General features: G+C 63.8%; 22 protein-coding genes. 10 read left to right on the forward strand and 12 right to left on the reverse strand.

Annotated elements, in window-relative coordinates; translation table 11 throughout:
- Positions 1 to 30: 30 nt before the first annotated feature.
- The 3 genes from clpX to CE_RS11355 all read right to left on the reverse strand — a co-directional run bounded on the left by clpX (position 31) and on the right by CE_RS11355 (position 2,863).
- Positions 31 to 1,311, reverse strand: coding sequence for an ATP-dependent Clp protease ATP-binding subunit ClpX (clpX, locus tag CE_RS11345; RefSeq protein WP_011075854.1), 1,281 nt, complete (start codon positions 1,309 to 1,311; stop codon positions 31 to 33).
- 158 nt (positions 1,312 to 1,469) lie between these two features.
- Positions 1,470 to 2,120 (reverse strand): CoA transferase subunit B, encoded by a 651-nt coding sequence (locus CE_RS11350; protein WP_006768296.1) that lies wholly within the window; start codon positions 2,118 to 2,120, stop codon positions 1,470 to 1,472.
- Entirely contained in the window at positions 2,120 to 2,863 is a 744-nt protein-coding gene (locus CE_RS11355) for a CoA transferase subunit A (RefSeq protein WP_035108993.1), read from the reverse strand. Before CE_RS11355 ends, CE_RS11350 begins: the two co-directional genes overlap by 1 nt.
- Positions 2,864 to 2,934: 71 nt before the next feature.
- Here CE_RS11355 and CE_RS11360 point away from each other — a divergent pair, with 71 nt between their 5' ends.
- The 4 genes from CE_RS11360 to CE_RS11375 are packed head-to-tail and all read left to right on the forward strand — an operon-like array spanning position 2,935 to position 7,969.
- Positions 2,935 to 3,702, forward strand: a complete 768-nt coding sequence (locus CE_RS11360) for an IclR family transcriptional regulator domain-containing protein (RefSeq protein ID WP_006768298.1) — start codon at positions 2,935 to 2,937, stop codon at positions 3,700 to 3,702.
- 57 nt (positions 3,703 to 3,759) lie between these two features.
- Positions 3,760 to 4,980, forward strand: a complete 1,221-nt coding sequence (locus CE_RS11365; protein ID WP_006768299.1) for an acetyl-CoA C-acetyltransferase — start codon at positions 3,760 to 3,762, stop codon at positions 4,978 to 4,980.
- 2 nt (positions 4,981 to 4,982) lie between these two features.
- A complete protein-coding gene (pcaD, locus tag CE_RS11370; RefSeq protein WP_006768300.1) occupies positions 4,983 to 5,741 on the forward strand; it encodes a 3-oxoadipate enol-lactonase in 759 nt (252 codons plus the stop codon).
- Between the two features lie 44 nt (positions 5,742 to 5,785).
- Complete coding sequence (locus tag CE_RS11375; protein ID WP_006768301.1) at positions 5,786 to 7,969, forward strand: helix-turn-helix transcriptional regulator; 2,184 nt, start codon at positions 5,786 to 5,788, stop codon at positions 7,967 to 7,969.
- A 128-nt stretch (positions 7,970 to 8,097) separates the two neighbouring features.
- Here CE_RS11375 and pcaC read toward each other — a convergent pair whose 3' ends face one another.
- From pcaC to catA, 7 genes are all read right to left on the reverse strand, one after another.
- On the reverse strand, positions 8,098 to 8,496 hold the full coding sequence (gene pcaC / locus CE_RS11380) for a 4-carboxymuconolactone decarboxylase (RefSeq protein ID WP_006768302.1): 399 nt from the start codon (positions 8,494 to 8,496) through the stop codon (positions 8,098 to 8,100).
- 3 nt (positions 8,497 to 8,499) lie between these two features.
- Positions 8,500 to 9,606: a 3-carboxy-cis,cis-muconate cycloisomerase gene (gene pcaB, locus CE_RS11385; RefSeq protein WP_006768303.1), complete on the reverse strand. Its 1,107-nt coding sequence runs from the start codon at positions 9,604 to 9,606 to the stop codon at positions 8,500 to 8,502.
- 37 nt (positions 9,607 to 9,643) lie between these two features.
- A complete protein-coding gene (gene pcaG / locus CE_RS11390; protein ID WP_006768304.1) occupies positions 9,644 to 10,258 on the reverse strand; it encodes a protocatechuate 3,4-dioxygenase subunit alpha in 615 nt (204 codons plus the stop codon).
- A gap of 36 nt (positions 10,259 to 10,294) precedes the next feature.
- Positions 10,295 to 10,987: a protocatechuate 3,4-dioxygenase subunit beta gene (gene pcaH, locus CE_RS11395; RefSeq protein ID WP_006768305.1), complete on the reverse strand. Its 693-nt coding sequence runs from the start codon at positions 10,985 to 10,987 to the stop codon at positions 10,295 to 10,297.
- 231 nt (positions 10,988 to 11,218) lie between these two features.
- Complete coding sequence (catC, locus tag CE_RS11400) at positions 11,219 to 11,512, reverse strand: muconolactone Delta-isomerase (protein ID WP_006768306.1); 294 nt, start codon at positions 11,510 to 11,512, stop codon at positions 11,219 to 11,221.
- Positions 11,513 to 11,521: 9 nt separating this feature from the next.
- A complete protein-coding gene (locus tag CE_RS11405; protein ID WP_006768307.1) occupies positions 11,522 to 12,643 on the reverse strand; it encodes a muconate/chloromuconate family cycloisomerase in 1,122 nt (373 codons plus the stop codon).
- 77 nt (positions 12,644 to 12,720) lie between these two features.
- Positions 12,721 to 13,581, reverse strand: coding sequence for a catechol 1,2-dioxygenase (catA, locus tag CE_RS11410; RefSeq protein ID WP_006768308.1), 861 nt, complete (start codon positions 13,579 to 13,581; stop codon positions 12,721 to 12,723).
- A 480-nt stretch (positions 13,582 to 14,061) separates the two neighbouring features.
- On the opposite strand from catA, the gene benA reads away from it, so the two are divergent.
- The 6 genes from benA (at position 14,062) to CE_RS11440 (ending at position 22,971) form a co-directional block, all read left to right on the forward strand.
- On the forward strand, positions 14,062 to 15,558 hold the full coding sequence (benA, locus tag CE_RS11415) for a benzoate 1,2-dioxygenase large subunit (RefSeq protein WP_006768309.1): 1,497 nt from the start codon (positions 14,062 to 14,064) through the stop codon (positions 15,556 to 15,558).
- Between the two features lie 70 nt (positions 15,559 to 15,628).
- The gene (gene benB, locus CE_RS11420; RefSeq protein ID WP_006768310.1) at positions 15,629 to 16,135 is read left to right on the forward strand and encodes a benzoate 1,2-dioxygenase small subunit; all 507 of its coding nucleotides are present in this window, start codon (positions 15,629 to 15,631) and stop codon (positions 16,133 to 16,135) included.
- Positions 16,136 to 16,145: 10 nt separating this feature from the next.
- Entirely contained in the window at positions 16,146 to 17,711 is a 1,566-nt protein-coding gene (gene benC / locus CE_RS11425; RefSeq protein WP_006768311.1) for a benzoate 1,2-dioxygenase electron transfer component BenC, read from the forward strand.
- Positions 17,708 to 18,538 carry a 1,6-dihydroxycyclohexa-2,4-diene-1-carboxylate dehydrogenase gene (locus CE_RS11430; protein WP_006768312.1) on the forward strand — a complete coding sequence of 277 codons (831 nt, stop codon included), beginning with the start codon at positions 17,708 to 17,710 and terminating at the stop codon, positions 18,536 to 18,538. The genes benC and CE_RS11430 overlap by 4 nt, the downstream gene beginning before the upstream one ends.
- 49 nt (positions 18,539 to 18,587) lie before the next feature.
- Positions 18,588 to 21,275, forward strand: coding sequence for a helix-turn-helix transcriptional regulator (locus tag CE_RS11435; RefSeq protein ID WP_006768313.1), 2,688 nt, complete (start codon positions 18,588 to 18,590; stop codon positions 21,273 to 21,275).
- 283 nt (positions 21,276 to 21,558) lie between these two features.
- Complete coding sequence (locus CE_RS11440; protein WP_006768314.1) at positions 21,559 to 22,971, forward strand: MFS transporter; 1,413 nt, start codon at positions 21,559 to 21,561, stop codon at positions 22,969 to 22,971.
- A gap of 286 nt (positions 22,972 to 23,257) precedes the next feature.
- Here CE_RS11440 and CE_RS11445 read toward each other — a convergent pair whose 3' ends face one another.
- Positions 23,258 to 23,884, reverse strand: a complete 627-nt coding sequence (locus tag CE_RS11445) for an ATP-dependent Clp protease proteolytic subunit (RefSeq protein WP_006768315.1) — start codon at positions 23,882 to 23,884, stop codon at positions 23,258 to 23,260.
- A 30-nt stretch (positions 23,885 to 23,914) separates the two neighbouring features.
- Complete coding sequence (locus tag CE_RS11450) at positions 23,915 to 24,496, reverse strand: ATP-dependent Clp protease proteolytic subunit (RefSeq protein ID WP_407921259.1); 582 nt, start codon at positions 24,494 to 24,496, stop codon at positions 23,915 to 23,917.
- Positions 24,497 to 24,592: the final 96 nt, after the last annotated feature.

The raw sequence follows: 24,592 nt of genomic DNA on the forward strand, positions 1-24,592 counted from the left end.
TCCCCCGCTACCGACTAACGACCCACGCTCCTAGGCGGTCTTCTCCTCCGCCGTGTGGGTGATCAGTTCGGGCTCGGCTTCCCCACGGGCCACCTCACCGGTGATGACCACCTCGGTGACATCATCGCGGTCGGGGATGTCGTACATGATGGGCACGAGGATCTCTTCCAGGATGGCACGCAGACCACGGGCACCGGTCTTACGCTCCAGCGCCAGATCAGCGATCGCCTCGAGGGCATCATCGGTGAAGGTCAACAGGGTGTCATCCATCTCGAACAGACGCTTGTACTGCTTGACCAGGGAGTTGCGCGGTTCGGTGAGCACCTTGACCAGGGACTCCTGATCCAGGTTGGCCACGGTGGCCACCACGGGCAGACGGCCGATGAACTCGGGGATAAGACCGAATTTCACCAGGTCCTCCGGGCGGACATCCTTGAAGATGTCCTCCTTCTCCTCGTCCTTCTTCGAGGCGACCTCCACACCGAAACCGAGTCCCTTCTTGCCCCGACGCTCGCCGATGATCTTCTCCAGACCGGAGAAGGCACCCGCCACGATGAAGAGGATGTTGGTGGTGTCCAGCTGGATGAAATCCTGGTTGGGGTGTTTGCGTCCGCCCTGGGGTGGGATCGCGGCCACGGTGCCCTCGAGGATCTTCAGCAGTGCCTGCTGCACACCCTCACCCGAGACATCCCGGGTGATCGAGGGGTTCTCCGACTTGCGGGAGATCTTGTCCACCTCATCGATGTAGATGATGCCCCGCTGGGCGCGTTCCACATCGAAGTCGGCGGCCTGCAGGAGCTTGAGCAGGATGTTCTCCACGTCCTCACCCACATAACCCGCCTCGGTGAGGGAGGTGGCGTCGGCGATGGCGAAGGGGACGTCGAGAAGCTTCGCCAGCGTCTGGGCGAGGTAGGTCTTGCCGGAACCGGTCGGGCCCAACAGGAGGATGTTGGACTTGATCAGCTCGGTGTCCTCCTCGTCGCGGCGACGACGGCCACCGATCTGCTCATGGGCCCGCAGACGTTTGTAGTGGTTGTACACCGCAACGGAGAGGATCCGTTTCGCCTGGTCCTGGCCCACCACATACTTGTCCAGAAACGCGGAGATCTCCGACGGCTTGGGGAGTTCGCCGTGCTCCTCCTCCTGCCCCTGAGCCTGCCCGAGTTCCTCTTCGATGATCTCGTTGCAGAGCTCGATGCACTCATCACAGATGTAGACCGCGCCACCGGCGATGAGCTTTTTGACCTGTTTCTGACTCTTGCCACAGAAAGAGCATTTGAGCAGATCGGCGCTTTCCTGCATTCGTGCCATAAGAGTGTGTGACCCGCTTCCACATCGAAAGATTTACCGCTTACAACTCTAACCAACAATATTGGCGAGGGGTTGTTCCATCTTATCGCGCCGGGGCAACCGGTGAGGGGTGCGGGCCACTGGACGGTTCATCACACCAGCGTGTGACGTTCATCCGATTATTCGGTGACACCCTCACCGAGTGCGAAATCGGCCTCGGTGATCTCACGCAGCTCGGCCACGGTCACACCATCGGCGCATTCCACCAGGGTGAGACCCTTCTCCGGATCCACGTCGAAGACGGCGTGGGTGGTCACGATCATGTCGACGCACTTGGCTCCGGTCAGTGGCAGACGGCATGCCTCCAGGATCTTGGGGGCACCCTTCTTGGTCACGTGATCGGTCATGGCAATGATCTTGGAGGCGCCGTGGACCAGGTCCATGGCGCCACCCATGCCCTTGACCAGCTTGCCGGGGATCATCCAGTTCGCCAGGTCACCGTACTGGGAGACCTCCATGACACCGAGGACGGCGACATCGACGGACTTGGAGCGGATCATGGCGAAGGAATCGGAGGAGGAGAAGTAGGAGGCACCCGGGTTGACGGTGATGGTTTCCTTGCCGGCGTTGATGAGCTCGGGGTCGAGCTCCTCCTCGGTCGGGTACGGTCCGACACCGAGGACACCGTTCTCGGAGTGGAGGATGACCTCAAGGCCCTCGGGCAGGTAGCCCGGGATGAGGGTCGGCATGCCGATGCCGAGGTTGACGTACTGGCCGTCTTCAAGTTCCTGGGCTACGCGTGCAGCCATCTGGTTGTGATCCCAAGTCATTAGTTAGACACCGTCCTGTTCTCGATACCGGTTTCCTGTGGGCCGACATGGACCACACGGTTGACGTAGATACCCGGGAGGTGCACCTCATCGGGGTCAAGGTCATCGACCAGGTGCTCGACCTGTGCGATGGTGATCTTGCCGCTCATCGCGGCATCAGGGTTGAAGTTGCGGGCGGTCTTGCGGAAGACCAGGTTGCCGAAGCGGTCGGCCTTGTGGGCGTGGACCAGGGCGAAATCAGCGCGGATGCCCTCCTCCATGACGTAGAGCTGCCCGTTGAATTCACGGGTCTCCTTCGGCTTGGAGTAGATCTCCACGGAGCCATCCTTGTTGTAACGCTGGGGCAGGCCACCCTCGGCGACCTGGGTGCCCACACCGGCGGTGGTGTAGAAAGCCGGGATACCCGCGCCACCGGCGCGCATGCGCTCGGCGAGGGTGCCCTGGGGGGTGAACTCGACGGTGAGCTCACCCTCGAGGTAGCGGCGTGCGTACTCCTTGTTGGAGCCGATGTAGGAGCCGATGGTTTTAACGATCCGGCCATCCTCCAGCAGCAGTCCGAGTCCCTGGCCGTCGGTGCCGCAGTTGTTGGAGATGATGGTCAGTTCACCGGCGCCCTGTTCACGCAGTGCGTTGATGAGCAGGGTGGGGATACCGACGAGGCCGAATCCGCCGACGGCGATGGAGGCGCCGTCCGGGATATCGGCCACGGCTTCAGCAGTGGATGAAAAGGTCTTGTCAATCATGCGGTCCATGCTATCGTAATGTTCATCCAATGCACAAGAGTTCGCTGAGCGAACAAAAAGGAGTTGATCGAATGATCCAAACCTCCCCGGATTTCGTGCAGTCATTTGCCCGAGGACTATCCGTGATCCGCAGTTTCAGCGCGGATTCCCCATCCCAATCCCTCTCCGAGGTTGCCACCGCCACCGGACTCTCCCGGGCGACGGCACGCCGTTTCCTCCACACCCTGGTAGATCTCGGCTACGCCGTCACCAACGGCACACAGTTCCAGCTCACCCCCCGTGTGCTGGAACTGGGCACCAGTTATCTCTCCGCGCTGACCCTACCTGCCATCGCCCAGCCCCGCCTGGAGGCACTCTCGCGTGAGGTCGGTGAATCCAGTTCCATGTCGGTGCTGGACGGCACCGACATCATCTACGTCTCCCGCGTGCCGGTCAGGCGTATCATGACGGTATCGATCACCCTGGGCACCCGGTTCCCGGCCTATGCCACCTCGATGGGGCGCGTGCTGCTGGCGGGACTCGACCCAGAGGAGATGGAATCCATCCTCACCCGGACACCGCCGGTCCAGCTGACCGCCCGGGCACTGTCGCCGGAGATGATCCGGGATGAGATCGAGGCGACCCGCCAACGCGGGTGGTCACTGGTGGATCAGGAACTCGAACCTGGTCTGCGGTCACTGGCGGCACCGGTGACCAACGCCCACGGCGAGGTGGTCGCGGCGATCAACATCTCCACCCAGTCGGCCTCCAACTCCGTGGAGGATGTCCGCCGGGAGTTCCTGCCCCACCTGCTGGACACCGCGCGGGCCATCTCCGCGGACCTGGCTGCCACCATCTAGACCAGCCGGGCCGTCCAGAACAACCAGACAACACAAACCTGTAAGGATGCTTTTTTCATGAATCCCCAAGATATTGTCATCTGCTCCCCGTTGCGCACCCCCGTGGGCCGTTACGGTGGTGTCTTCACCGGAGTCCCGGTCCAGGAACTGGCCACCGCGGTGGTAAATGCCATCGTGGACAAGACCGGCCTAACCGGTGACGATGTGGATGACCTGATCCTCGGCCAGGGCTCCCCCAACGGTTCCGCCCCGGCACTGGGTCGCGTGGTGGCGCTGGATTCCAAGCTGGGCCAGAACGTCCCCGGTCTGCAGTTGGACCGCCGCTGTGGCTCCGGTCTGCAGGCGATCGTCACCGCCGGCGCGCACATCTCCGCCGGCGCCGCCGACCTGATCATCGCCGGCGGTGCGGAGTCCATGAGCCGCACCGAGTACACCGTCTCCGGTGACATCCGCTGGGGCGTCAAGGGCGGCGACATGCAGCTGCGTGACCGTCTCTCCGAGGCACGTGAGACCGCCGGTGGCCGCAACCACCCGATCCCCGGTGGCATGATCGAGACCGCCGAGAACCTCCGCCGCGAGTACAACATCCCGCGCGAGACCCAGGACCAGATGGCCGCCGCCTCCCAGCAGCGCGCCGGTGCCGCACAGGAAAACGGCCTCTTCGCCGATGAGATCGTGCCGATCACCATCCCGCAGCGCAAGGGCGACCCGATTGTCATCGATCAGGATGAGCACCCGCGGCCTGATACCACCGTCGAGAAGCTCGCCAAGCTGCGTCCCGTCATGGGACGCCAGGACGAGGACGCGACCGTCACCGCCGGCAACGCCTCCGGCCAGAACGACGGCGCCGCCGCCGTCGTGGTGACCACCCGCGCCAAGGCCGAGGAGCTCGGCCTGACCCCCATGATCCGCCTCGCCGGCTGGGCCCTGGCCGCCGTGCCCCCGGAGACCATGGGCATCGGCCCCGTCCCCGCCACCCGCAAGGTCCTCGACCGCCTCGGCCTGACCCTCGACGACATCGGATCCATCGAACTCAACGAGGCCTTCGCCGCCCAGGCCCTGGCCGTGCTCGATGAATGGGGCATCACCTGGGAGGATGAGCGCCTCAACCCACTGGGGTCCGGCATCTCCCTGGGCCACCCCGTCGGCGCGACCGGTGCCCGCATGGTGGTCACCCTCGCCCACCGCATGCAGCGCGAGGACACCCGTTACGGCCTGTGCACCATGTGCATCGGTGGCGGACAGGGCCTGGCAGCAGTCTTTGAGAAGGAGAACTAAACATGACCATCCTGCACCACGTCGCCTATGGCGAAGATAACGACAAGACTCTGGTATTCATCGGTTCCCTGGGGTCCACCACCGCCATGTGGGTGCCGCAGCTGGACGCCCTGCACAAGGACTTCCACGTCATCGCCGTCGACCACCGCGGACACGGCAGCTCCCCCCTGGTCAACGTCACCCCCACCGTCGCCGACCTGGCCACCGATGTCCTGGAAACCCTCGACTCGCTGGGTGTGGAGAAGTTCGGTGTGATCGGCCTGTCCCTGGGCGGCGCCGTGGCCCAGTACCTGGCCGCCACCTCCGACCGCGTCACCGCCGCCGCCTTCCTGTGCACCGCCGCGAAGTTCGGTGAGCCACAGGGCTGGTACGACCGCGCCGCCGCCACCCGGGAGAACGGCACGGCGTCGCTGTCCCAGGCCGTCATCGAGCGGTGGTTCTCCCCGGGGTGGCTCGAGGCCCACCCCGCGTCGAAGGAGAACTACGAGCACATGATCATCGACACCCCCGCGGAAGGTTACGCCCTGGCCTGTGAGGCCCTGGCCACCTGGGACTTCACCGACCGTCTCGGTGAGATCACCGTTCCGGTGCTCACCATCGCCGGTGCCGATGACCCCTCCACCCCGCCGGAGACCCTGCAGATCATCGCCGATGGTGTCTCAGGCCCCGGCACCGCCGAGGTCCTCTCCCCCGGCGCGCACGTGCCCACCCTCGAGCGCCCGGAGGAGGTCAACGCGCTGCTGGCCGCTCATTTCAGGTAATCCAGTTCCATAGTTGGGAAAATAGTTAGGAAGTGCCCCAGTTCATGCTCACCACCGGTCTCCTCCCCAGGCGTCTTCTGCTGCGGCAGCGGATCCTGGCGGACATCGCGTCCTCGGATCGCAGTCGCTTCATCCTGGTGACGGGCCCGGCCGGGGTGAACAGGGAGCATTTCACCCGGGAGCTGGCCCGGCAGTTGACCGAGCACCAGGTGCTCACGCTGCCCTCGCTGTCGGGTTTCACCCCTCCGACCACGCCGACGGTGATCGTCGCGGACCATGTGGACCGCGCCACCAACCTCGACGAGGTCCTGGCTGTCGTCCACGATCCGGACACCCCGCAGGTGATCATCCTCGGCACCTCGACGCGTCGGCTGGCTGAGGCCACCGATGTGGTGCCCCTGCCGCCGTTGACGGTGGATGAGGTCTACGAGCTGGTGCTGCAGCTGGTGGGGCGCTGCACGCCGGTCACCGCCCACCGCCTCCACGACACCTCCGGGGGTCTGTCCGATCTGGTCCGGGAGCTTGTCGACGCCGCCCCCCTCGACCACTGGTCCCAGGACGAACCGGCCATCATCATCCCCGAGCACTGGGAACGACACACCGGGGAAGTGCTGCAGGTCGTGGCCTCCTACCCCCTGGACGGCGCCCCACTCGGTGAGCTCCCCGACCATCTCGCTGCCGAACTGGATGAGCAGGTGGCGGCGGGACGGCTCGTTGTGCACTCCGACCATGTCCGTTTCCCCCGGCCGGAGGTCCGCGCCGCGGTCCGGTCCGCCACCCCACCGGGTGTGGCCCGTCAGCTCTCCCACCACCTGGATACCAGCGGGTGGCGCACCTCGGAGGCCGTGGTGGATGAGCACATCGCCCGGGGTAATCTCCACCTGGCCCGGATCCACGCCCACCATCTGCCCGGTGACCGCGCCGAGCTGCGCCTGTATGCGGGGCAGTCCCGTGCCACCGCACAGCTTCTCGACGGCTGCCCTCCCTCACTGCTGACCGCCATGCACAGCGTGGCGCGCTGGGATCCCCGGGGAATTCGGGAGTTCGCCACCCATGGCGGTTCCCACGATGCCGCGACCTTCGGTCTGCTTGCCGACGCCCTGGAACACGGCACCAGGCCACGCGTCGGCGCACTCCCCACACCTGAGACCGCCACGGGCCAGCAGCTGCGTGATTTCATCACCGGATGGCTGTCCCTGGTCTATGACGATCCCACCCAGGCCAGACAACTCCTGTCCCGCCGACGGCACGGCGATTCCGAACTCATCGGACTGTGGCAGTCCGCCTTCCTCGCGCGTGCCCACTATGTGCTCGGTGAGTTCCCCCAGGCCGCCGCGGTGGTCGAACGGGGCCTGGCCACCGGCGACCGCACCGGCACCCCACTCCTGGAGCCGGTGCTGTTGTGGACCGGCGCGCAGGTGGCCGCACTGAGTGGGCAGGAAAACCTGTCACGGCACTACCTGTCCAGGATCGCGGTGCCCGGTGATGCCTTCATGATCCAGAAACTACCCGCCGCAATGGGCCGGATGATCGTGGCCGCCATGGTCTATGACACCCGGACCGCCGCAACAGCCGGTGACAACCTGGCCTCCATCGTCTACGACACCGACACCCAACAACCCGGTTTCTGGGCCTGGGAGGACATGTACGCCCTGTCCCTGATCCGGTCGGGGCGCGTGGACACCGCGGCACTGGTGATGGAGGAGAGTGCGCAGCGCCAGCAGGACTCCGGGATCCTGTCGCTGCGGGCCCGCAACCTGGTGCCCTCCGCGATCATCGAGATCCAGCGCGGTGCCGCCGCCCGGGGTGTGAAGATGCTGTCCGAGGCTGTCGATGCGATCACCTCGGTGACCATGCCCGCCTATGAGGCCCGCATCCTCTTCGAATTCGGGCTGGTGCTGCGCCGGATGGGCAGGCGCAGTCAGGCCGCCGAGATGTTCACCCGCGCCGAGGAGGTCTTCACCGCCATGGGCGCGGTCACCATGGCCGCACGCTGCGCCGGTGAGCGCCGGGTCAGTGGTCTCGGTGGCAGCCGCCGCTCCCCGCAGGGACTGACCCCGCAGGAGGAACAGATCACCGCCCTGGTGGTCGAGGGTGCCAGTAATGCCGAGGTGGCCCGGGAACTTTCCCTGTCCACCAAGACCGTGGAGTACCACCTCACACGCGTGTACAAGAAGTTCGGCGTCAATGGGCGTGCGGCCCTGGGCACGGCACTGGAGGCCATCTAGGATCCCGACACACCGGCGCTCCCGGGGAGCATCGGTGTCGAAAAAGTCGAAGGCCAACCCCCGCCGACACGCGATTATTTCGACACAACCCCTCCCCCATGGCCCGGTTGTGTCGAAAAAGTCAGGCGTTACTTGCCCCCGAGCTCCTCAACGGCATCATTGAGCAACTTGAAACCGTGGTTGGAATTGGGCACACCGGCGTAGATGGCGGTGTGCAGCAGGGTCTCACCGATGGTCTCGGAATCCACCCCGGCGCGCAGTGCCGCGCGGATGTGCATGTCCAATTCACCGTGGTTGCCCACGGCGGTGAGGATGGCGATGGTCAGCAGACGGCGCTGGGTATGGTCCAGTCCCTCACGTTCCCAGACATCCCCCCAGGCGGTGCGGGTGATGAAATCCTGGAACGGCCGGGTGACCTCGGTCTGTTTCTCCAGCGCGGCATCGACGTGGGCGTCCCCGAGGACGGCGCGGCGGTTTTTCATCCCGGTCTCGTAGGCGGCCTCGCGGCCCTGGTCATACAGGCTCATCGGTTATTTCCCTTCGTAGAGTTCAAGTACCCGGTCGGCGATCTCCGGGGCGTGGCCGACATCCAGGCCGGTCAGGTGTTCACGCATGCGGCCGGTGTCCACCACGATGCCATCGATGCTGCGTCGGCATCTGCCGACGGCGGATGCGGTGGCGGCGGCGAGTTCCCGGATGGTCTGCCATTCAGCATGCCAGCTTCCCGTGCCGCGCTGGAGGCGGCAGTCGAGGGCATCGAAAAGCGTCGCCAGGAGGCCGGGGACGCGGCGGGCATAACCGTCGCAGGCGATCGCCGCCGCCGGGTTCGCCTTGTGGGGCATGGCGGAGCTGCCGCCGGGTTGTGCCTCGCGCAGTTCGCTGATCTCCGAGGCGGAGAGGAAGATGACATCACCGGCGATCTTGCGGACCGCGCCGGCTGCGGTGGCCAGGGCTGCGGCGATGGTGGTGACCGGGATACGGTCGCTGTGCCAGACCAGGCCTGAATTGTGCAACCCGAGTTCCGCGGCCAGCTCATCTTGGATGGCGAACCCGTGCGGGTGGGTGGCGGTCATCGTACCGGCGGCACCGCCGTAGGAGACCTCGAAGCGGAGCTCCTGCAGGGCAGCCCTGGAGCGCAGGACGGCCTGGAGCCACCCCGCGGTGATGCACCCGACGGTGGTGGGCACGGCCTGCTGCCCGAGTGTGTGCGCCATCATCGGGGTGTCACGGTGCGTGCGGGTCAGTTCCGCCAGTAGTTCCGCCAGTTCTCCCAGGTCCGCGATGATCTCCCCGGTGGCGTCCCTCAGGCACAGCATGAGGGAGGTGTCGATGATGTCCTGGCTGGTCGCGCCCGGGTGGATCCCGGTGGGATCAATGGCTTTCAGGGCCTTGACCACCGGGATGGTGGGGTTCGCCCCCTCCGCCGACTGTCGCGAGATCTCCTCGAGGTCGGGCTGGTAGTTCCGGATGGTCTCCACCGCCGTGGCGGCCTCGGCATCACTGAGAGCCCCGGCCCGGGCCGCAGCCACCGACAATGCTGCTTCGACGGTGAACAGACCGGTCAGGAAGGCCTCGTCGGAGAGGTGTCGGTGCGCGGCGGATTCGCCGGCGAGATCGGAGTAGAGGGAGCGGGTCATCGGGTCGGTGGTCTCCTGGGAGCCTAGAGTACGGATCCTACAGGGCGAAGAACGGGGTCTCGCCCTGTTCGGACTGGACGGTGATATCGAAACGGTAGCCGTTGTCCGTTGCGGTGGCGACCAGCAGGTCGCGGCGATCATCCGGCACGGCGCTCAGCACCGGGTCGGCGCTGAGATCGGCATCCGGGAGGTAGGCGCGGGTGTAGAGACGCTCCAGCATGCCACGGGCGAACACGCCGACCTTGAAGTGGGGGGCCTCGTCGCCCACCGCACCCGGGGTCAGGGTGGTGAAGGTGGCGGCACCGTTGGCATCCGCCATGGCGCGACCGAGTCCACGGAAACCGTCGACGGTGGCCGGGGTGGTGCGGTTGGGGTCCAGGTCGGAGTTATGCACCCCGTCGGGGCCTGCCTGCCAGATCTCGAACATGGCATCCGCGATGGGATCGCCGTTACCGTCAACCACGGTGATCTCGAGTTCGATCGCGCCCTCGGTGCCCGGTTCGACCATGAGGTGGGAATCCTCGAGGCTCAGGCCGATGTGGACATAGGGGCCGACGGTCTGGGACGGGGTGATGCCGAACTCGGCCTCATCCTGGTCGGTGATGGTGGACTGCTCGTAACGGAACTCGCCGTTCTTCCCGGTGTCAATCATTGCGGTGATTCCTGTTTCTGTTGAAAGGGGCGGCTGCTATTCGAAGGGGGTGGCGTTGCGGCCACGCAGGACGATGTCGAACTTGTATCCCAGGGCGAAGTTCTCGCGGGTCTCGTCGTAGTCGAAGACGGCGATCATGCGTTCGCGGGCGCCCTTGGGCACGGCGTTGTAGATCGGGTCCTGGAAGAACAGGGGATCATTCGGGAAGTACATCTGGGTGACCAGGCGTTCGGTGAACTGGCGGCCGTACAGGGAGAAATGGATGTGCGCCGGACGCCAGGCGTTGTGGTGGTTGCCCCACGGGTAGTTGCCCGGCATGACGGTGTAGAAGCTGTAGTGGCCGTCCTTGTCGGTCAGGGTGCGGGCCACACCGTTGAAGTGCGGGTCCAGGGGGGCTGGCCAGGAGTCGTTCTTGTGACGGTAGCGTCCGGCGGCGTTGGCCTGCCAGGCCTCCACGAGGGTGTGGGGCACCGGCTTGCCGTCGAAGCCGAGGACGCGTCCGTGGACGAAGATGCGCTGGCCGATGGCCTCGCCACCGTTGACCTTGGTCATGTCATTGTCGATGCCGCCGAGGTCACGATCACCGAAGACCGGCCCGGTGGACTCACCCAGGCGGTCCGGGATCATGATGAGATCGTTGCTGGGGTTGCGCTTGATGGTGGTGCGGTATTCGGGGAAGTGCAGGGGGGCGTACTGCCCGGCCGTCGGCGCGAAGTGTGGAATCTCCATTACGGGGGCCTTTCTTATCCAGTGATGTAGATCTCAAAGTAGAGAGTTTCCACAGCACAGACAAGGAGTTCGCAGAGCGGACAGATGGGCGCAGGGGCGTGGGGTGACCACCAGCAGCTTTGGGGGTACCAAGGGGTTAACTAGGGGTGTGCATAAGGGTTTAGGGTAAAGATAAGGGGAGGTGTCACCACCGGGTGGTGACACCTCCCCCTTAATGATCCCGTGCGACAACTAGTCGAACAGGTAGTACTCCAGGGCATTGGGATGCTTGGCCAGCGGAGTGATCTTGACATCCATGTACTTGAACATGGGGAAGCCGCCGAGGATGGAGTGCAGCTCATCATGGTCATTGACATCGAAGATGGAGTAGTTGGCGTACTCCCCCACCACGCGCCAGATGGCCTTCATGATTCCGCGTGACTGCAGATCACCGGAGTAGGCCTTCTCACGGGCCTGGTAGTCAGCCATGACCTCCTGGGTCATCGACTCGGGGAAGTGGACATCCATACGTGCCAGAAACAGCATTGAAGCTCCTTAGTTGCGGGTGTAGAAGTTGATCTTGTCCATGTCCAGCTCAACGCCCAGACCCGGACCCTGAGGAACAATGACCAGGCCGTCGCGGTACTCGATGTCCTGGACCACGTAGGTGTCCTTGAGCAGCTGCGGACCGAACAGCTCGGTGCCGTAGGACACCGCCTTGGTGGAAGCGGCGAACTGGAGGGAGGCGGCGGTGCCGATCGGGCCCTCCAGGCTGGTGGCACCGTGGCAGGCCAGTCCCCCGGCCTCGGCGATGGCGGCGATCTTCTTGGACTCCAGCAGACCACCGTGTTTGGTGGTCTTCAGCGCAATGACATCGGCGGCCTGGGACTTGACCACGGCGAGTGCCTCGGCGGGGGTCCAGACGGACTCATCGGCCATGACGGAGACGTTGGTGCGGCGGGTGATCTCGCGCAGGGTCTCCAGGTCATCGGCCGGGGTCGGCTGCTCGAAGAGTTCGATGCCGGCGTCGGCAAGCTCGGGCAGGTAGCGCAGCGCGGTGAGGCGGTCCCAGCGGGCATTGATGTCGATGCGCAGGGACACCCGGTCACCGACCTCGCGGGCAAGCTCAGCCACACGACGGGTATCCTCGGCGGGCTCGCCGGCACCCATCTTCAGCTTGAAGGAACGGTTACCCCAGGTGGCGATACGCTCCTCGATCTCCTCGACAGCCACCTCGAGGGGCAGCACGCCCAGTGCCCAGGTGCAGTCGAGCTCGGTGCGCACGGTGCCACCGAGCAGGTCGCGGACGGACACGTTCAGGGCACGCGCCCAGGCATCGTGCATTGCGACGTCCACGGCGGCCTTCGCGTACCGACCGCGGGCGACGACGCGCTCCAGGTCGGCCATGATGCCGGCCAGCTCGGAGACCTCGCGGCCCACGAGTACGGGGGCGAGGTAGCCGTCGACAAGCGCCTTCATGGTCTCGACGGACTCGCCACCCCACCAGGGACCACCGGGGACAACGCCCTCACCGTAACCGGTCACGCCGTTGTCCAGGTGCACGCTCACCAGGAGGATGTGCTGCACGGTGGAGGTGGTGGTGGCGAAACCGTGGGGACGGATGAGGGGAACATCGAGGATTCGGGATTCAACTCGGTTGATAGTCAGGTCAGCCATCAAATCACTTTCAATACGGCCAAAGTCCCGACACCGGAAAAACGGTGATCGGGACTTCAAGCAAAGGGCGGAGAGTTCTAGTCTTCCTTGTCCAGGACGAATGGGTAGTGGACGTGGTTGCCGTCCTCCTTCGCCTCCGGGTGGAGGATGAGCTCAGGCTTCACAGCGGTTGCCACGTCGTTCTCGACGTAGTCGCCACCCTCAAAGTACAGCTGGGTGGTGATGGTGCGGTAACCCGGGTGGGAAACGCGCAGGTGGAGGTGGGCTGGACGCCATGGGTGTCCACCGTAGGACTCGATGAACCAGCCGGTGGGGCCGTCGTGAGGAATCTGGTACGGAGCAGGCTGCAGAGTCTTGATGTTGTAGCGCCCCTCCTCGTCGGTGACGATGGTGCCACGCAGGTTCCACTCGGGGATGCCCGGTGCGAACTGGGAGTAGAAGCCATCCTCATCGGCGTGCCACAGCTCGATCTCGGCGCCGGCGAGACCATTGCCGTCGAGGTCGGTGACCTGGCCAGCGAAGTACAGCGGGGTGCAGGCCTTGTCCTTGTCACGCATCGGCATCTCACCGTTCCATGGGAGCTTCGGGGAGTTCTCGACGTAGTACGGGCCCTCGATGGAACCCTTGGTGCCGGTGTAGTCGTGGCGGTTGTAGTTGATCTCCTCGATCTCGTGCTCCACGAAGACGTCGAGCCACAGTGGCCACTCGCCGTACTCGCCGACATCGATCATCCACTGCTTGAGCACTGCGTACTCTTCGTAGGTGACCTCGTGCTTGTGGGCAACCTCAGCGATGGCGGCCAGCAGATCGGTGTAGATCGCGTTGGCACGCTCCTTGGAGGTGTCAGAAGACACGCGCTGCGCCTTGAACTTCTCGGTGGCCTTGTTGCCCGAGTCGTGGGCAGTGGGATCAACAGTCTGATTCTCGACCGAAGTCATCTTGATACTCCTTAGTGCGGGGGCAAGGCGGGGGTGATGGGAGGGAAATGCCCACTCCACCCCGCCCGCCCGGCGAGTTGAGGTCCAGCAGTCTTCTCGTTTCACGTGACGCTTCCGACCCGTCATGTGATCCGTCCAACTGGATATCACTACTGTGGCCCCATTCATGATGGGAGTCAAGAGGTCACTTTTGGCCCAATGTGACACTTTCAGACCATTTCACGGGCGCAGAGCGACATTATCGCTGGTCGCAGAATCGCTTTTCGTACAATAATTCACTCTGCGAACAAGAACCCCCGATGTAACCCTAGGTTTTTCCCTAATGTGATTCAGGTCATGGGTGGTGCATAGTGGGTACTACGCCACCAGAGCACCATCTGCATTTCCACCCTGTCACCTGCCGCTGGAGACAATGCGCAAGGCGCGACACCTGGGAAAACGGTTGGCAATCCCCTCATCAGCAACTCACGGAGGTACAACATGTCCACCCCTATCGTTAACCTTGAAAGCGTCCAGAACACCCTGGACCGCGCACTCGAGGACCGCCCCGAGGAGGGCATTGTTCGCGTCAACCGCAACATCTTTACCGATCCGGAGATCTTCGAGCTGGAGATGCGCCACATCTTCGAGGGCAACTGGATCTACCTGGCACATGAGTCCCAGATCCCAAACCCCGGTGACTACTTCACCACCTACATGGGCCGCCAGCCGATCATGATCACCCGCTCCAAGGACGGCGAGCTCAACTGCCTGATCAACGCCTGCTCCCACCGCGGCGCCATGCTGTGCCGTCGCAAGACCGACAACCGCACCACCCTCACCTGCCCCTTCCACGGCTGGACCTTCTCCAACGACGGTGCCCTGCTCAAGGTCAAGGATGAGAAGGACGGGGCGTATCCGGAGAACTTCAACAAGGACGGCTCCCACGACCTGCGTCGCGTGCCCAAGTTCGAGTCCTACCGTGGTTTCCTCTTCGGTTCCCTCAACCCCGACGTTGTCTCCCTCGAGGAGCACCTCGGCGACACCCGCACCGTGATCGACATGCTGGTCGACCAGTCCCCGGACGGCCTCGAGGTGCTGCGTGGCTCCTCCACCTACACCTACGACGGCAACTGGAAGCTGCAGACCGAGAACGGCGCTGACGGCTACCACGTCTCCTCCACCCACTGGAACTACGCAGCCACCACCTCCCGCCGTGGCACCGGCGAGTCCGCCAACGAGACCAAGGCCATGGATGCCGGCACCTGGGGTAAGCAGGGTGGCGGTTACTTCTCCTACCCCAACGGCCACATGCTGCTGTGGATGTGGTGGGGCAACCCGGAGGACCGCCCACTCTACGATCGCCGTGACGAGCTCAAGGAGAAGTTCGGCGAGGAGAAGGGCGAGTTCATGGTCGGCGCATCCCGCAACCTGTGCCTGTACCCGAACGTCTACATCATGGACCAGTTCTCCTCCCAGATCCGTCACTTCCGTCCCATCTCCGTGGACAAGACCGAGGTGACCATCTACTGCATCGCCCCCAAGGGTGAGTCTGCACAGGCACGCGCCAACCGCATCCGCCAGTACGAGGACTTCTTCAACGCCACCGGCATGGCCACCCCGGATGACCTGGAGGAGTTCCGCTCCTGCCAGAAGACCTACCTGGCCACCGGTTTCCCATGGAACGACATGACCCGCGGACTCGGCCACCAGATCGAGGGGCCCAACGAGGTCGCCAAGGGCCTGGGCATGAACGAGGTGCTCTCCTCCGGTGCCCGCACCGAGGATGAGGGACTCTACCCGGTCCAGCACCACTACTGGCACGACCTCATGCAGAGGGCTGTCAACGCCCAGAGCATCCAGGAGAAGGAAGCCAACGATGACCTCGCCACCGCTGAGGTCACCCGCGCAGCAGCTCAGGCCCGTGAGGCAGCCAAGGCTGCAGCCAAGGCCAGCACCGGCGAGCAGCCCCGCCGCCGTCGCCGCTCCCGCGGCTAATTTCAGTGGCTAATCCCCTCTCGAATTTCCTGATTCCCCTCCCTTATTCCGACTTTCATTGGAGAAACCCATGACCACCACTGCTGCGCAGGTCACCCGCAACGACATTGAAGATTTCCTCTACTATGAAGCCCGCCTCCTCGACGACCGCCGTTTCGAGGACTGGCTGCAGTGCTACCGCGAGGACGCAGAATTCTGGATGCCGGCCTGGGACGACAACGGTGAGCTCACCGAAGATCCCCAGTCCGAGATCTCCCTGATCTTCTACCCGAACCGCGGTGGCCTCGAGGACCGTGTGTTCCGTATCCGCACCGAGCGTTCCTCCGCGACCTCCCTGCCGGAGCCACGCACCGTCCACAACATCTCCAACGTGGAGATCCTGGAGCAGCGTGACGGTGAGGTGGACATCCGCTTCAACTGGATCACCAACTACTTCCGGTACAACAACACCGACATGTACTACGGAAACACCTTCCTGACCATCGACACCAGTGGTGAGTCGATGAAGATCACCAAGAAGAAGGTCGTTCTCCAGAACGACTACATTCACCACGTCATCGATATCTATCACGTCTAGGAGCCACCCCATGTCCCACCAAGTTGCACTGGCTTTCGAAGACGGAATCACTCGTTTCATCGAATGCGAGGACGAGCAGACTGTTGCCGATGCCGCCTACCAGGCACGCATCAATATTCCCTTCGACTGTCGCGATGGCGCCTGCGGAACCTGCAAGGCGTTCTGCGAGTCTGGCGACTACGAAGAGGGCGATTACATCGAGGATGCCCTCTCCGAGGACGAGGCTGAGCAGGGTTACTGCCTGCCCTGCCAGATGTTCCCCCGCACCGATCTGATCCTCCAGATCGCCACCACCTCGGTTCTGGCTAAGACAGGCGCCGCCACCTTCACCGGTGAGCTGGTTGAGCTGAACCGCCTGTCCGATTCCACCTTCGGCATCACCATTGAGCTGGAGAACCGTTCTGATCTGGCCTTCCTGCCGGGTCAGTACATGAACATCGAGGTTCCCGGGACGGGCCAGACCCGTTCCTACTCCTTCTCCTCCTCCACCGAGGATGACAAGGTCAGCTTCCTCATCAAGAACACCCCGGGTGGTCTCATGACCACCTACCTGGATGAGCAGGCCGCCGTCGGTGACAAGCTGGAACTCACCGGCCCGATGGGCTCGTTCTTCCTACGTGAGCCGGTCCGTCCGATCCTGCTGCTCGCCGGTGGCACCGGTCTGGCCCCGATCCTGGCCATCCTGGAGAAGCTCGCCACCGATGAGCTTCTCGACGTCCCGATCCGCATGGTCTACGGCGCCACCTTCGATCATGACCTGGTGGAGCTCGACCGCATCGACTCCTTCAAGGACAAGATCAAGGACTTCGACTACATCACGGTCATCTCCGATGATGCGTCCAACCATGAGCGCAAGGGTTACGTCCCGGCGCACCTGACCGGTGAGTACGAGCCGGACGAGGACACCGACGTCTACCTCTGTGGCCCGCCACCGATGGTCGAGGCCGTGCGTCAGTTCTTCGGCACCCTGGAGAACCCGCCGCTGGACTTCTACTACGAGAAGTTCACCTCCGCTGCCGGCACCCCGGGCAAGACCGATGTCGAGGTCACCACCGAAACCGTCGAGTCCGCCCGTGACGGCGAGGAGCGCTCCGTGGTGGAGGTCTCCACCCCGGGTATGACCACCGGTGAGGTCCACGTGTCCCGTCCGGACTCCGAGTCCCAGCTGGAGGCCCGTATGGCCCTCGAACTGGGTGCCCTGGAGCTGGCGATCCGCAAGCTGGGCGACCGCGACATCGAGCGTTTCCGTACCCTGGCCGAGACCGCGAACTCCTTCATCGATGGTGACCGCATCATCGACGCGGAGAAGTTCACCGAGGCGAATGCGGACTTCCACGAGTTCCTGTTCCGTCGTGCGGACAACTCCGCACTGATGGGTGCCTACCAGAACCTCACCGTGATCACCGAGATGAAGAAGGCGCTGCCCGGCGCGGAGTGGATCGATCCCAACATCGCCACCGAGCACCTTGAGCTTGTCGACGCAGTCGCAGCCAAGGACATCGAGAAGGCCCGTGAGATCATCCGCACCCACGCGCAGCACGGCATTGAGACCATGCGGAAGGCGGAGTCTGAATGAACGCACCTGTAGGACAGGGGATCTCAGGCCCACCCACCCACATCACGGCCGAGCGGTTCTTCGGCCAGAGCATCATCGTCACGGGTGCTGCGCAGGGCATCGGCCTCGCCGTCGCCCACCGCATCGCCTACGAGGATGGCAACCTGGTGCTCGTCGACCGCTCCGAGCTCGTGCATGAGGTCGCCGAGCAGCTGCGTGGCGTGGGTAAGGGAACCGTGGACTCCGTCACTGCGGATCTGGAAACCTATGAGGGTGCCCAGCAGTCGATTGAGTTCGCGCGCACGAAGTTCAAGAACCTGGACATCGTGATCAACAATGTCGGTGGCACCATCTGGGCGAAGCCCTTCGAGGAGTACACCGAGGAGGAGATCACCAAGGAGATCCAGCGCAGCCTCTTCCCCACCCTGTGGATGTGTCGTGCGACCCTGCCGTGCCTGATCAAAAATGGTGGCGGCACCATCGTCAATGTCTCGTCCATCGCCACCGGTGGCATCAACCGGGTGCCGTATGCGGCGGCCAAGGGCGGGGTCAACGGCATCGTCTCGGCGCTTGCCCATGAGGCCGCGCACCACAATGTGCGTGTCGTCGCCACGGCTCCGGGTGGCACCCTGGCCCCGGAGCGTAAGGTCAAACGCGGTCCGGGTCCGGAGGGTGAGAAGGAGCAGCAGTGGTATCAGGAGATCGTCGACCAGACGATCAACTCCAGCCACATGCGCCGCTACGCCACCCTGGAGGAACAGGCCGCACCGATCTGCTTCCTCGCCTCCGAGGAGGCCTCCTACATCACCGGCACCGTGCTGCCCGTGGGTGGAGGCGACCAGGGTTAGCACATCCATGCCTGGATTCCTGAGTGACCTCTAGGGCTAGAATCTAGGCATGGTTTCGTCCGTGCCGTTCACCCCCTCCTTTTCTCAGACCTTCCTGCCACGCAGTTCGATCATTCTGGAGCAGATGTCCTCTGCCATCCTGAAGCTCCCGGACTGCGAGGGCAGGTTGTTCTATATCGGGGGGCGGCACGGTGCGGGAAAATCCGAGTTCGCCTCGAGCCTGACCGAATTGCTCCCCGGCTGGTCCGTGGTGAAGGTGTCAGCACTGTCCTGGTTGCAGGATTCCCAGCGGGCACTGCTCACCCACATCGGACACAAGCTGGGGGCTTCGTCATCCAATGCCATCCGCGGTGTGATCGACCGCCGCGGGGCGTCAACGGTGGTCATCGTCGATGATGTCCACTGGGCGGACCAGGAATCCCTGCATAAACTCATCGAGTTCAGCCGCCGGATGGTCTCCGGCAGGTTCGTTCTCATCCTCATTGGGCTGGAGGGGCAGACCCCCAATCTGGACGGCAGTTCCCTGAACTTCCAGGATCTGGCCGATGTCACCTATGTGCTGCCCCCGATGAGCATCGAGGAGATCAGGCAGGTGGCGCTGACCACAGTGCGTGGTCGGATCACCGCCTCCACCGCCACGGACATCCAGAGAATCACCGGTGGGGTCTTCGGGCATGTGCTGGAGGTCCTGCACGCCGTCTCCCCCGATCACTGGAAACAGACCAATCCGAATGTGCCCATTCCGGAAAGCTGGTGGAGCAATCTCTCCCGCCGCATCAGGGGAATGGATCTGTGGCCGGTCCTGTTGGCCACCTCCGTGCTACCGGGTGGTGGCCCCATCGATCTGATCAAGAAGCTGGCCGATGATCCTGATGGGGCCGCCTGCGATGAGGCGGTCAGGCATAATCTGCTGACCATCCTGCCGCTCGATGGTCCCCCCACGCTGGACCTGGCGCTGCCGACGGACCGGGCAGTGATCCGCTCCCGGACTCCGTTGAAGGTGCTCACCGATCTGCATCTGAAGGCAGCGCAGTACTACCGTTCCTTCGACCAGATCGACCAGGCCCTCCAGCACGAGGCCTTCGCGGCCACGGAACCGGACAGCCCCGCGGTCAAGGCGCTGGCCGAGCGGGGTCTGGCACTGGGACGCAGCGGGCGGTGGATGGAGGCCGCACACGCTCTGTCGCTGGCCACGAACCGGACCGCCTACTCTGAGGAGGCGGACCGCTACATGCTGGAGTCCATCGACGCGTTGATCTCCGCCTCCGACCTGCCACAGGCCCGCATCCGGGCCGCCACACTGGATCTCGGTGAGCATGGGATCCAGCAGGATTCCATGCTGGGTTATCTCGCCATCCATGAGGGCCGGCAATCGGAGGCCCGCAGCCTTCTGGACCGGACCGCGAAGGCGATCCTCGCGCAGGACCCCATCGACCCGATCCACGGACCCCGCCTGGCAGCCAGGAAGGTGCTGCTCAACCTCCTCGACTGGGATCCGGAGGAGCTTCTTCTCTGGGCTAACCGGGCCATCGACTGGTCTGATGAGGACGCCGGGGAGAAGGTTGAGGCACAGGCGATCTCACTGATCGGCCAATCGATCATTGATGGCAAGCTCCCCGAGGATGCCCCCATCCCCGGTGAGACCACCCTGCATGCGCAGCGCCGCCACATGGCCATGGGCTGGTTGAACCTGATCCATGACAATCCGATCACCGCGCGCCAGAAACTGGAACGCCGCACCTTCATCAGTGGCTCCGAGCGCATCAGTCTGTGGCAGGATGCGTGGCTGGCACGCGCGCAGCTCATCCTCGGTGAGTGGGAATCAGCCCTGCGGACCGTGGAGGTGGGTCTGGCCCGCGCCGAACAGTTCGGTATCCGCTTCCTCGAGCCCCTTTTGTTGTGGACCGGTGCGACCGTAGCCACCGCCAAGGGTAACAATGATCTGGCGCGCCATTACCTCAGTCGCCTGAGCTCCGATCAGGATTCCTTTGTAATCCAGTCCATCCCCTCGGCCATGTGTCGGATGTGGGTGTACTCGCGTCGCAATGAGATGGCGGCCGCCCGGATCGCGGGCGGCACCATGGAGAAGATCGCCGCGAACCACAACATCAGCCAGCCGGGTTTCTGGCCGTGGGAGGACATCCACGCCACCAACCTCATCCGCATGGGCAATATCGAGCGTGCGACGGAGGTGGTCGAATCCACCATCGACAGCTACCGCACCACCGATATCATGTCCGTGAAGGCGAAAATTGCCGTTCCCGAGGCGATGTTGATGATCCATCACGGGGATGTGAGCAGGGGCCTCGCACGTTTCGAGGAGGCCCTGGACATGCTCGACGGGTTGACGCTGCCCTTCTACCGTTCACGGATCCTCTTCGAGTACGGCCAGGCACTGCGCAGGCAGGGGCAGCGCCGGCGCGCCGATGAGATTTTCGCCCGTGCCTCCTCGATGTTCCAGGAGATGGGTGCCAATGCACTGGTGTCCATGGCCAACCGCGAACGTCGTGTCGGTGGCCTGGGGCCACGGTCGGGCAAAACCGGTGGCCTGACCCCGCAGGAATACGAGATTGCGCTGCTTGTCGCCGACGGCAACTCGAACCGGGAGGTCGCCCACGAGCTCTTCCTCTCCCCCAAGACGGTGGAATACCACCTGACCCGTGTGTACCGGAAGCTCCAGATCCGCACCCGCATGGAGCTGCGGGATGCTCTGGAGCAGTACCGGGCCACCCTCTAGCGGGCGGTCGCCGCAGCGGGGTGCTTATCGACGCCCGACCGCCTCCGCTCCGCCTTCATCCCGCCGGATAATCCCAGTTAAACCGGCACGAACAGCCCGGGAGATGATCTGTTACCCGGATTATGCACCCCGCCTAGCAGCAAAAACAGCAACGGACAATGACCCCCTAGAAGTCTTTAGGGGGTTCCCTAGTTTATTAAGACGGCACCACAGGATTGACTTGTGAATCAGATCACCTGCTCAGGGTGATGAAAAGATCACTCACCGTCCAAAGGAGGGCGTCATGGCCACCTCTTCCCCCGATGTCTGGCAAAGCCCACGGCATCGTCGCACCGTCTACTCCGTTCTCGCCATCGTCGGCATCTCAATCCTCTTCGACGGTTATGATCTCGTCATCTACGGCGCGGTCCTGTCCACTCTGCTGAACGATCCATCCCACATCGGTGCACTCAGCCCGGCCGTCGCCGGCACCCTGGGGTCTTACGCCCTGATCGGTGTCATGATCGGGGCACTGACCGCAGGCGCCATCTGTGACTGGGTCGGCCGCCGCAAGGTGATGCTCACCGCAATCATCTGGTTCTCCGTCGGCATGGCACTGACCGCCATGGCCACCTCCATCACCATGTTCGGCTTCCTGCGCTTCCTCACCGGCCTGGGTGTCGGCATGATCGTCGCCACCGGTGGAGCAATCATCGCCGAATTCGCACCGCGCAACCGCCGTAACCTCTTCAACGCCATCGTCTACTCCGGTGTCCCCGCCGGTGGCGTGATGGCCTCCGTCTTCGCCCTGCTCTTCGAGGATTACCTCGGCTGGCGTGGACTGTTCTTCATCGGTGCCACCCCCCTGCTGTTCCTGTTCCCCCTGGCACTGTTCGCCCTGCCGGAATCCCCCCGTTGGCTGGCGTCGCGTGGCCGTCGTGCAGAAGCTATCGCCCTGTGTGAGCGCAAGGGTCTGCCCATTGCAGATTTCGTTCCCTCAACCCCCGCCCCGGTTGCTTCCGAGTCCGTCGCGGTTACCGCCCCGGCAGCCACCGAGCGCACCGGTTTCGCCGGCATCTTCTCCCGCGCCTACCTGCCCGGTACCTTGCTGATCGGTGCCATGAGCTTCATCGGACTGCTGTCCACCTACGGTCTCAACACCTGGCTGCCGAAGATCATGGAGTCCAACGGCGCCAGCGCCCACGATTCCCTCTACTCCCTGCTCTTCCTCAACGGTGGTGCGGTTATCGGCGGTCTTATCGCCTCCTGGTTCGCTGACCGCATCGGCGCTAAGACCATCATCACCTCCACCTTCTTCCTCGCCGCACTCTGCCTGGGCGCCCTGCCGTTCATCTCCGCATGGCCTCTCATGTACACCGCCATCGCACTCGCCGGCATCGGCGTGCTGGGCACCCAGGTGCTCACCTACGGTCTCACCTCCAACTACTTCGGCACCGCCTGCCGCGCCGCCGGTGTGGCCTGGTGTGCAGGCTTCGGTCGCCTCGGTGGAATTGTCGGGCCAGCCGTCGGTGGCCTGATCATCGGCATGGGCCTCGGACCAACCGTCGCCTTCTTCATCTTCGCCGGTGCCGCCATCCTCGGTGCCATCTGCACCGCCCTGATCCCGCGTTCCCCCGCCGAGGTCACGATCTCCACCCTGCCCAGCGCCTCCAGGGAACCAGTCGCACCGCGTCGCACCCCCCAGCCACAGAGCTGATCTCCATACTGATTAAGCAGCCATGACACGACCGGCCCCCTGCACCAGCAGGGGGCCGGTCCTCGCTATGAAACGTATTCCACCCACGTCCCTCCCTGTCGCACAAGCGGCGTTACGTAGGCCAAACCCGCCAGCGACGGGAAGAAGATGTCTCCCCCGGTCAGTAACATCGACGATGTGGGCCCACATGAAACTGCCCCCAGATATCCGGATTGAAGAATCAGATCCAGTATCTGGGGGCAGTTCGTTGAGGTGGGCATGTGCCACCTCCGGTGTCTAAGCGGGCTTAGGTGTTGAGCTTGCGGTAATCAAAGACCTGGTCGATGATGCCGTACTCGAGGGCACCCTCGGCGGTGAGGATCTTGTCGCGGTCGGTGTCGATGCGAATCTGCTCCGGGGTCTTGCCGGTGTGCTGGGAGAGGGTCGTCTCCATCAGCTTGCGCATGCGCTCGATCTCGGCTGCTTGGATCTCCAGATCGGACACCTGGCCCTGGGTACCCTGAGTTGCCGGCTGGTGGATGAGCACACGGGCGTTGGGCAGTGCAGCACGCTTACCCGGTGCACCCGCGGCCAGCAGAACAGCTGCTGCGGAGGCTGCCTGACCCAGGCAGACGGTCTGGACATCCGGGCGGACGTACTGCATGGTGTCGTAGATGGCCATGAGGGCGGTGAAGGAACCGCCCGGGGAGTTGATGTACATGGTGATGTCGCGATCGGGGTCCATGCCCTCAAGCACGAGCAGCTGAGCCATGATGTCATTGGCGGAGGTGTCATCGACCTGGGTACCCAGGAAGATGATGCGCTCCTCGAACAGCTTGGCGTAGGGGTTGGTCTCCTTCGTGCCGTAGGCGGACTGCTCGATGAAGGAAGGCAGCACGTAACGGGACGAAGGCATCTGGAATCCGTTGCTCATTTGAATAATCTCCTTGAAGTTTCCGTGTGCCTAGTTGCTGATCGGGCCCTCGGCGAGGGTGATCACATGATCGACGAGTCCGTATTCCTTGGCCTGCTCGGCGGTGAACCAGCGGTCACGGTCGGAGTCCTTGGTGACCTGCTCGAAGGTCTGGCCGGTGTGCTCGGCGATGAGCTTGGCCATCTCGCGCTTGGTCTGGGCGAACTGCTCTGCCTGGATCGCGATGTCGGCCGCGGTACCGCCGACACCGGCGGAGGGCTGGTGCATCATGATGCGTGCGTGTGGCAGGGCGTAGCGCTTGCCCGGGGTGCCACCGGAGAGGAGGAACTGTCCCATGGAGGCGGCGAGACCCATGCCGTAGGTGGCAATGTCACACGGGGAGTACTTCATCGTGTCGTAGATGGCCATGCCGGCGGTGACAGAGCCACCGGGGGAGTTGATGTACAGCGAGATGTCCCTGGTGGGGTCCTCGGCGGACAGCAGCAGGATCTGGGCGCACAGCTTATTGGCGATCTCATCATCGACCTGGCTGCCCAGGAAGATGATCCGCTCGCGCAGCAGACGGTCGAAGATGTCGCCGCTGTAACCGGTCCCTGCGCCCGGTGCCGTCATGTTGAGGTTATCGCTCATGAATGTGTCAACTCCTACAAGTGAATTGTTTTTGGGTACGTCGGTTTCAATGTCACCAGACTACCCGCGTATTTCCGG

This window comes from Corynebacterium efficiens YS-314 (assembly GCF_000011305.1).
GTDB lineage: Bacteria > Actinomycetota > Actinomycetes > Mycobacteriales > Mycobacteriaceae > Corynebacterium > Corynebacterium efficiens.

Bases quoted from the DNA above. Each gene is read 5' to 3' on its own strand.
- clpX (WP_011075854.1), bottom strand. From the start codon at position 1,311: ATGGCACGAATGCAGGAAAGCGCCGATCTGCTCAAATGCTCTTTCTGT.
- CE_RS11350 (WP_006768296.1), bottom strand. From the start codon at position 2,120: ATGACTTGGGATCACAACCAGATGGCTGCACGCGTAGCCCAGGAACTT.
- CE_RS11355 (WP_035108993.1), bottom strand. From the start codon at position 2,863: ATGATTGACAAGACCTTTTCATCCACTGCTGAAGCCGTGGCCGATATC.
- CE_RS11360 (WP_006768298.1), top strand. From the start codon at position 2,935: ATGATCCAAACCTCCCCGGATTTCGTGCAGTCATTTGCCCGAGGACTA.
- CE_RS11365 (WP_006768299.1), top strand. From the start codon at position 3,760: ATGAATCCCCAAGATATTGTCATCTGCTCCCCGTTGCGCACCCCCGTG.
- pcaD (WP_006768300.1), top strand. From the start codon at position 4,983: ATGACCATCCTGCACCACGTCGCCTATGGCGAAGATAACGACAAGACT.
- CE_RS11375 (WP_006768301.1), top strand. From the start codon at position 5,786: ATGCTCACCACCGGTCTCCTCCCCAGGCGTCTTCTGCTGCGGCAGCGG.
- pcaC (WP_006768302.1), bottom strand. From the start codon at position 8,496: ATGAGCCTGTATGACCAGGGCCGCGAGGCCGCCTACGAGACCGGGATG.
- pcaB (WP_006768303.1), bottom strand. From the start codon at position 9,606: ATGACCCGCTCCCTCTACTCCGATCTCGCCGGCGAATCCGCCGCGCAC.
- pcaG (WP_006768304.1), bottom strand. From the start codon at position 10,258: ATGATTGACACCGGGAAGAACGGCGAGTTCCGTTACGAGCAGTCCACC.
- pcaH (WP_006768305.1), bottom strand. From the start codon at position 10,987: ATGGAGATTCCACACTTCGCGCCGACGGCCGGGCAGTACGCCCCCCTG.
- catC (WP_006768306.1), bottom strand. From the start codon at position 11,512: ATGCTGTTTCTGGCACGTATGGATGTCCACTTCCCCGAGTCGATGACC.
- CE_RS11405 (WP_006768307.1), bottom strand. From the start codon at position 12,643: ATGGCTGACCTGACTATCAACCGAGTTGAATCCCGAATCCTCGATGTT.
- catA (WP_006768308.1), bottom strand. From the start codon at position 13,581: ATGACTTCGGTCGAGAATCAGACTGTTGATCCCACTGCCCACGACTCG.
- benA (WP_006768309.1), top strand. From the start codon at position 14,062: ATGTCCACCCCTATCGTTAACCTTGAAAGCGTCCAGAACACCCTGGAC.
- benB (WP_006768310.1), top strand. From the start codon at position 15,629: ATGACCACCACTGCTGCGCAGGTCACCCGCAACGACATTGAAGATTTC.
- benC (WP_006768311.1), top strand. From the start codon at position 16,146: ATGTCCCACCAAGTTGCACTGGCTTTCGAAGACGGAATCACTCGTTTC.
- CE_RS11430 (WP_006768312.1), top strand. From the start codon at position 17,708: ATGAACGCACCTGTAGGACAGGGGATCTCAGGCCCACCCACCCACATC.
- CE_RS11435 (WP_006768313.1), top strand. From the start codon at position 18,588: ATGGTTTCGTCCGTGCCGTTCACCCCCTCCTTTTCTCAGACCTTCCTG.
- CE_RS11440 (WP_006768314.1), top strand. From the start codon at position 21,559: ATGGCCACCTCTTCCCCCGATGTCTGGCAAAGCCCACGGCATCGTCGC.
- CE_RS11445 (WP_006768315.1), bottom strand. From the start codon at position 23,884: ATGAGCAACGGATTCCAGATGCCTTCGTCCCGTTACGTGCTGCCTTCC.
- CE_RS11450 (WP_407921259.1), bottom strand. From the start codon at position 24,496: ATGACGGCACCGGGCGCAGGGACCGGTTACAGCGGCGACATCTTCGAC.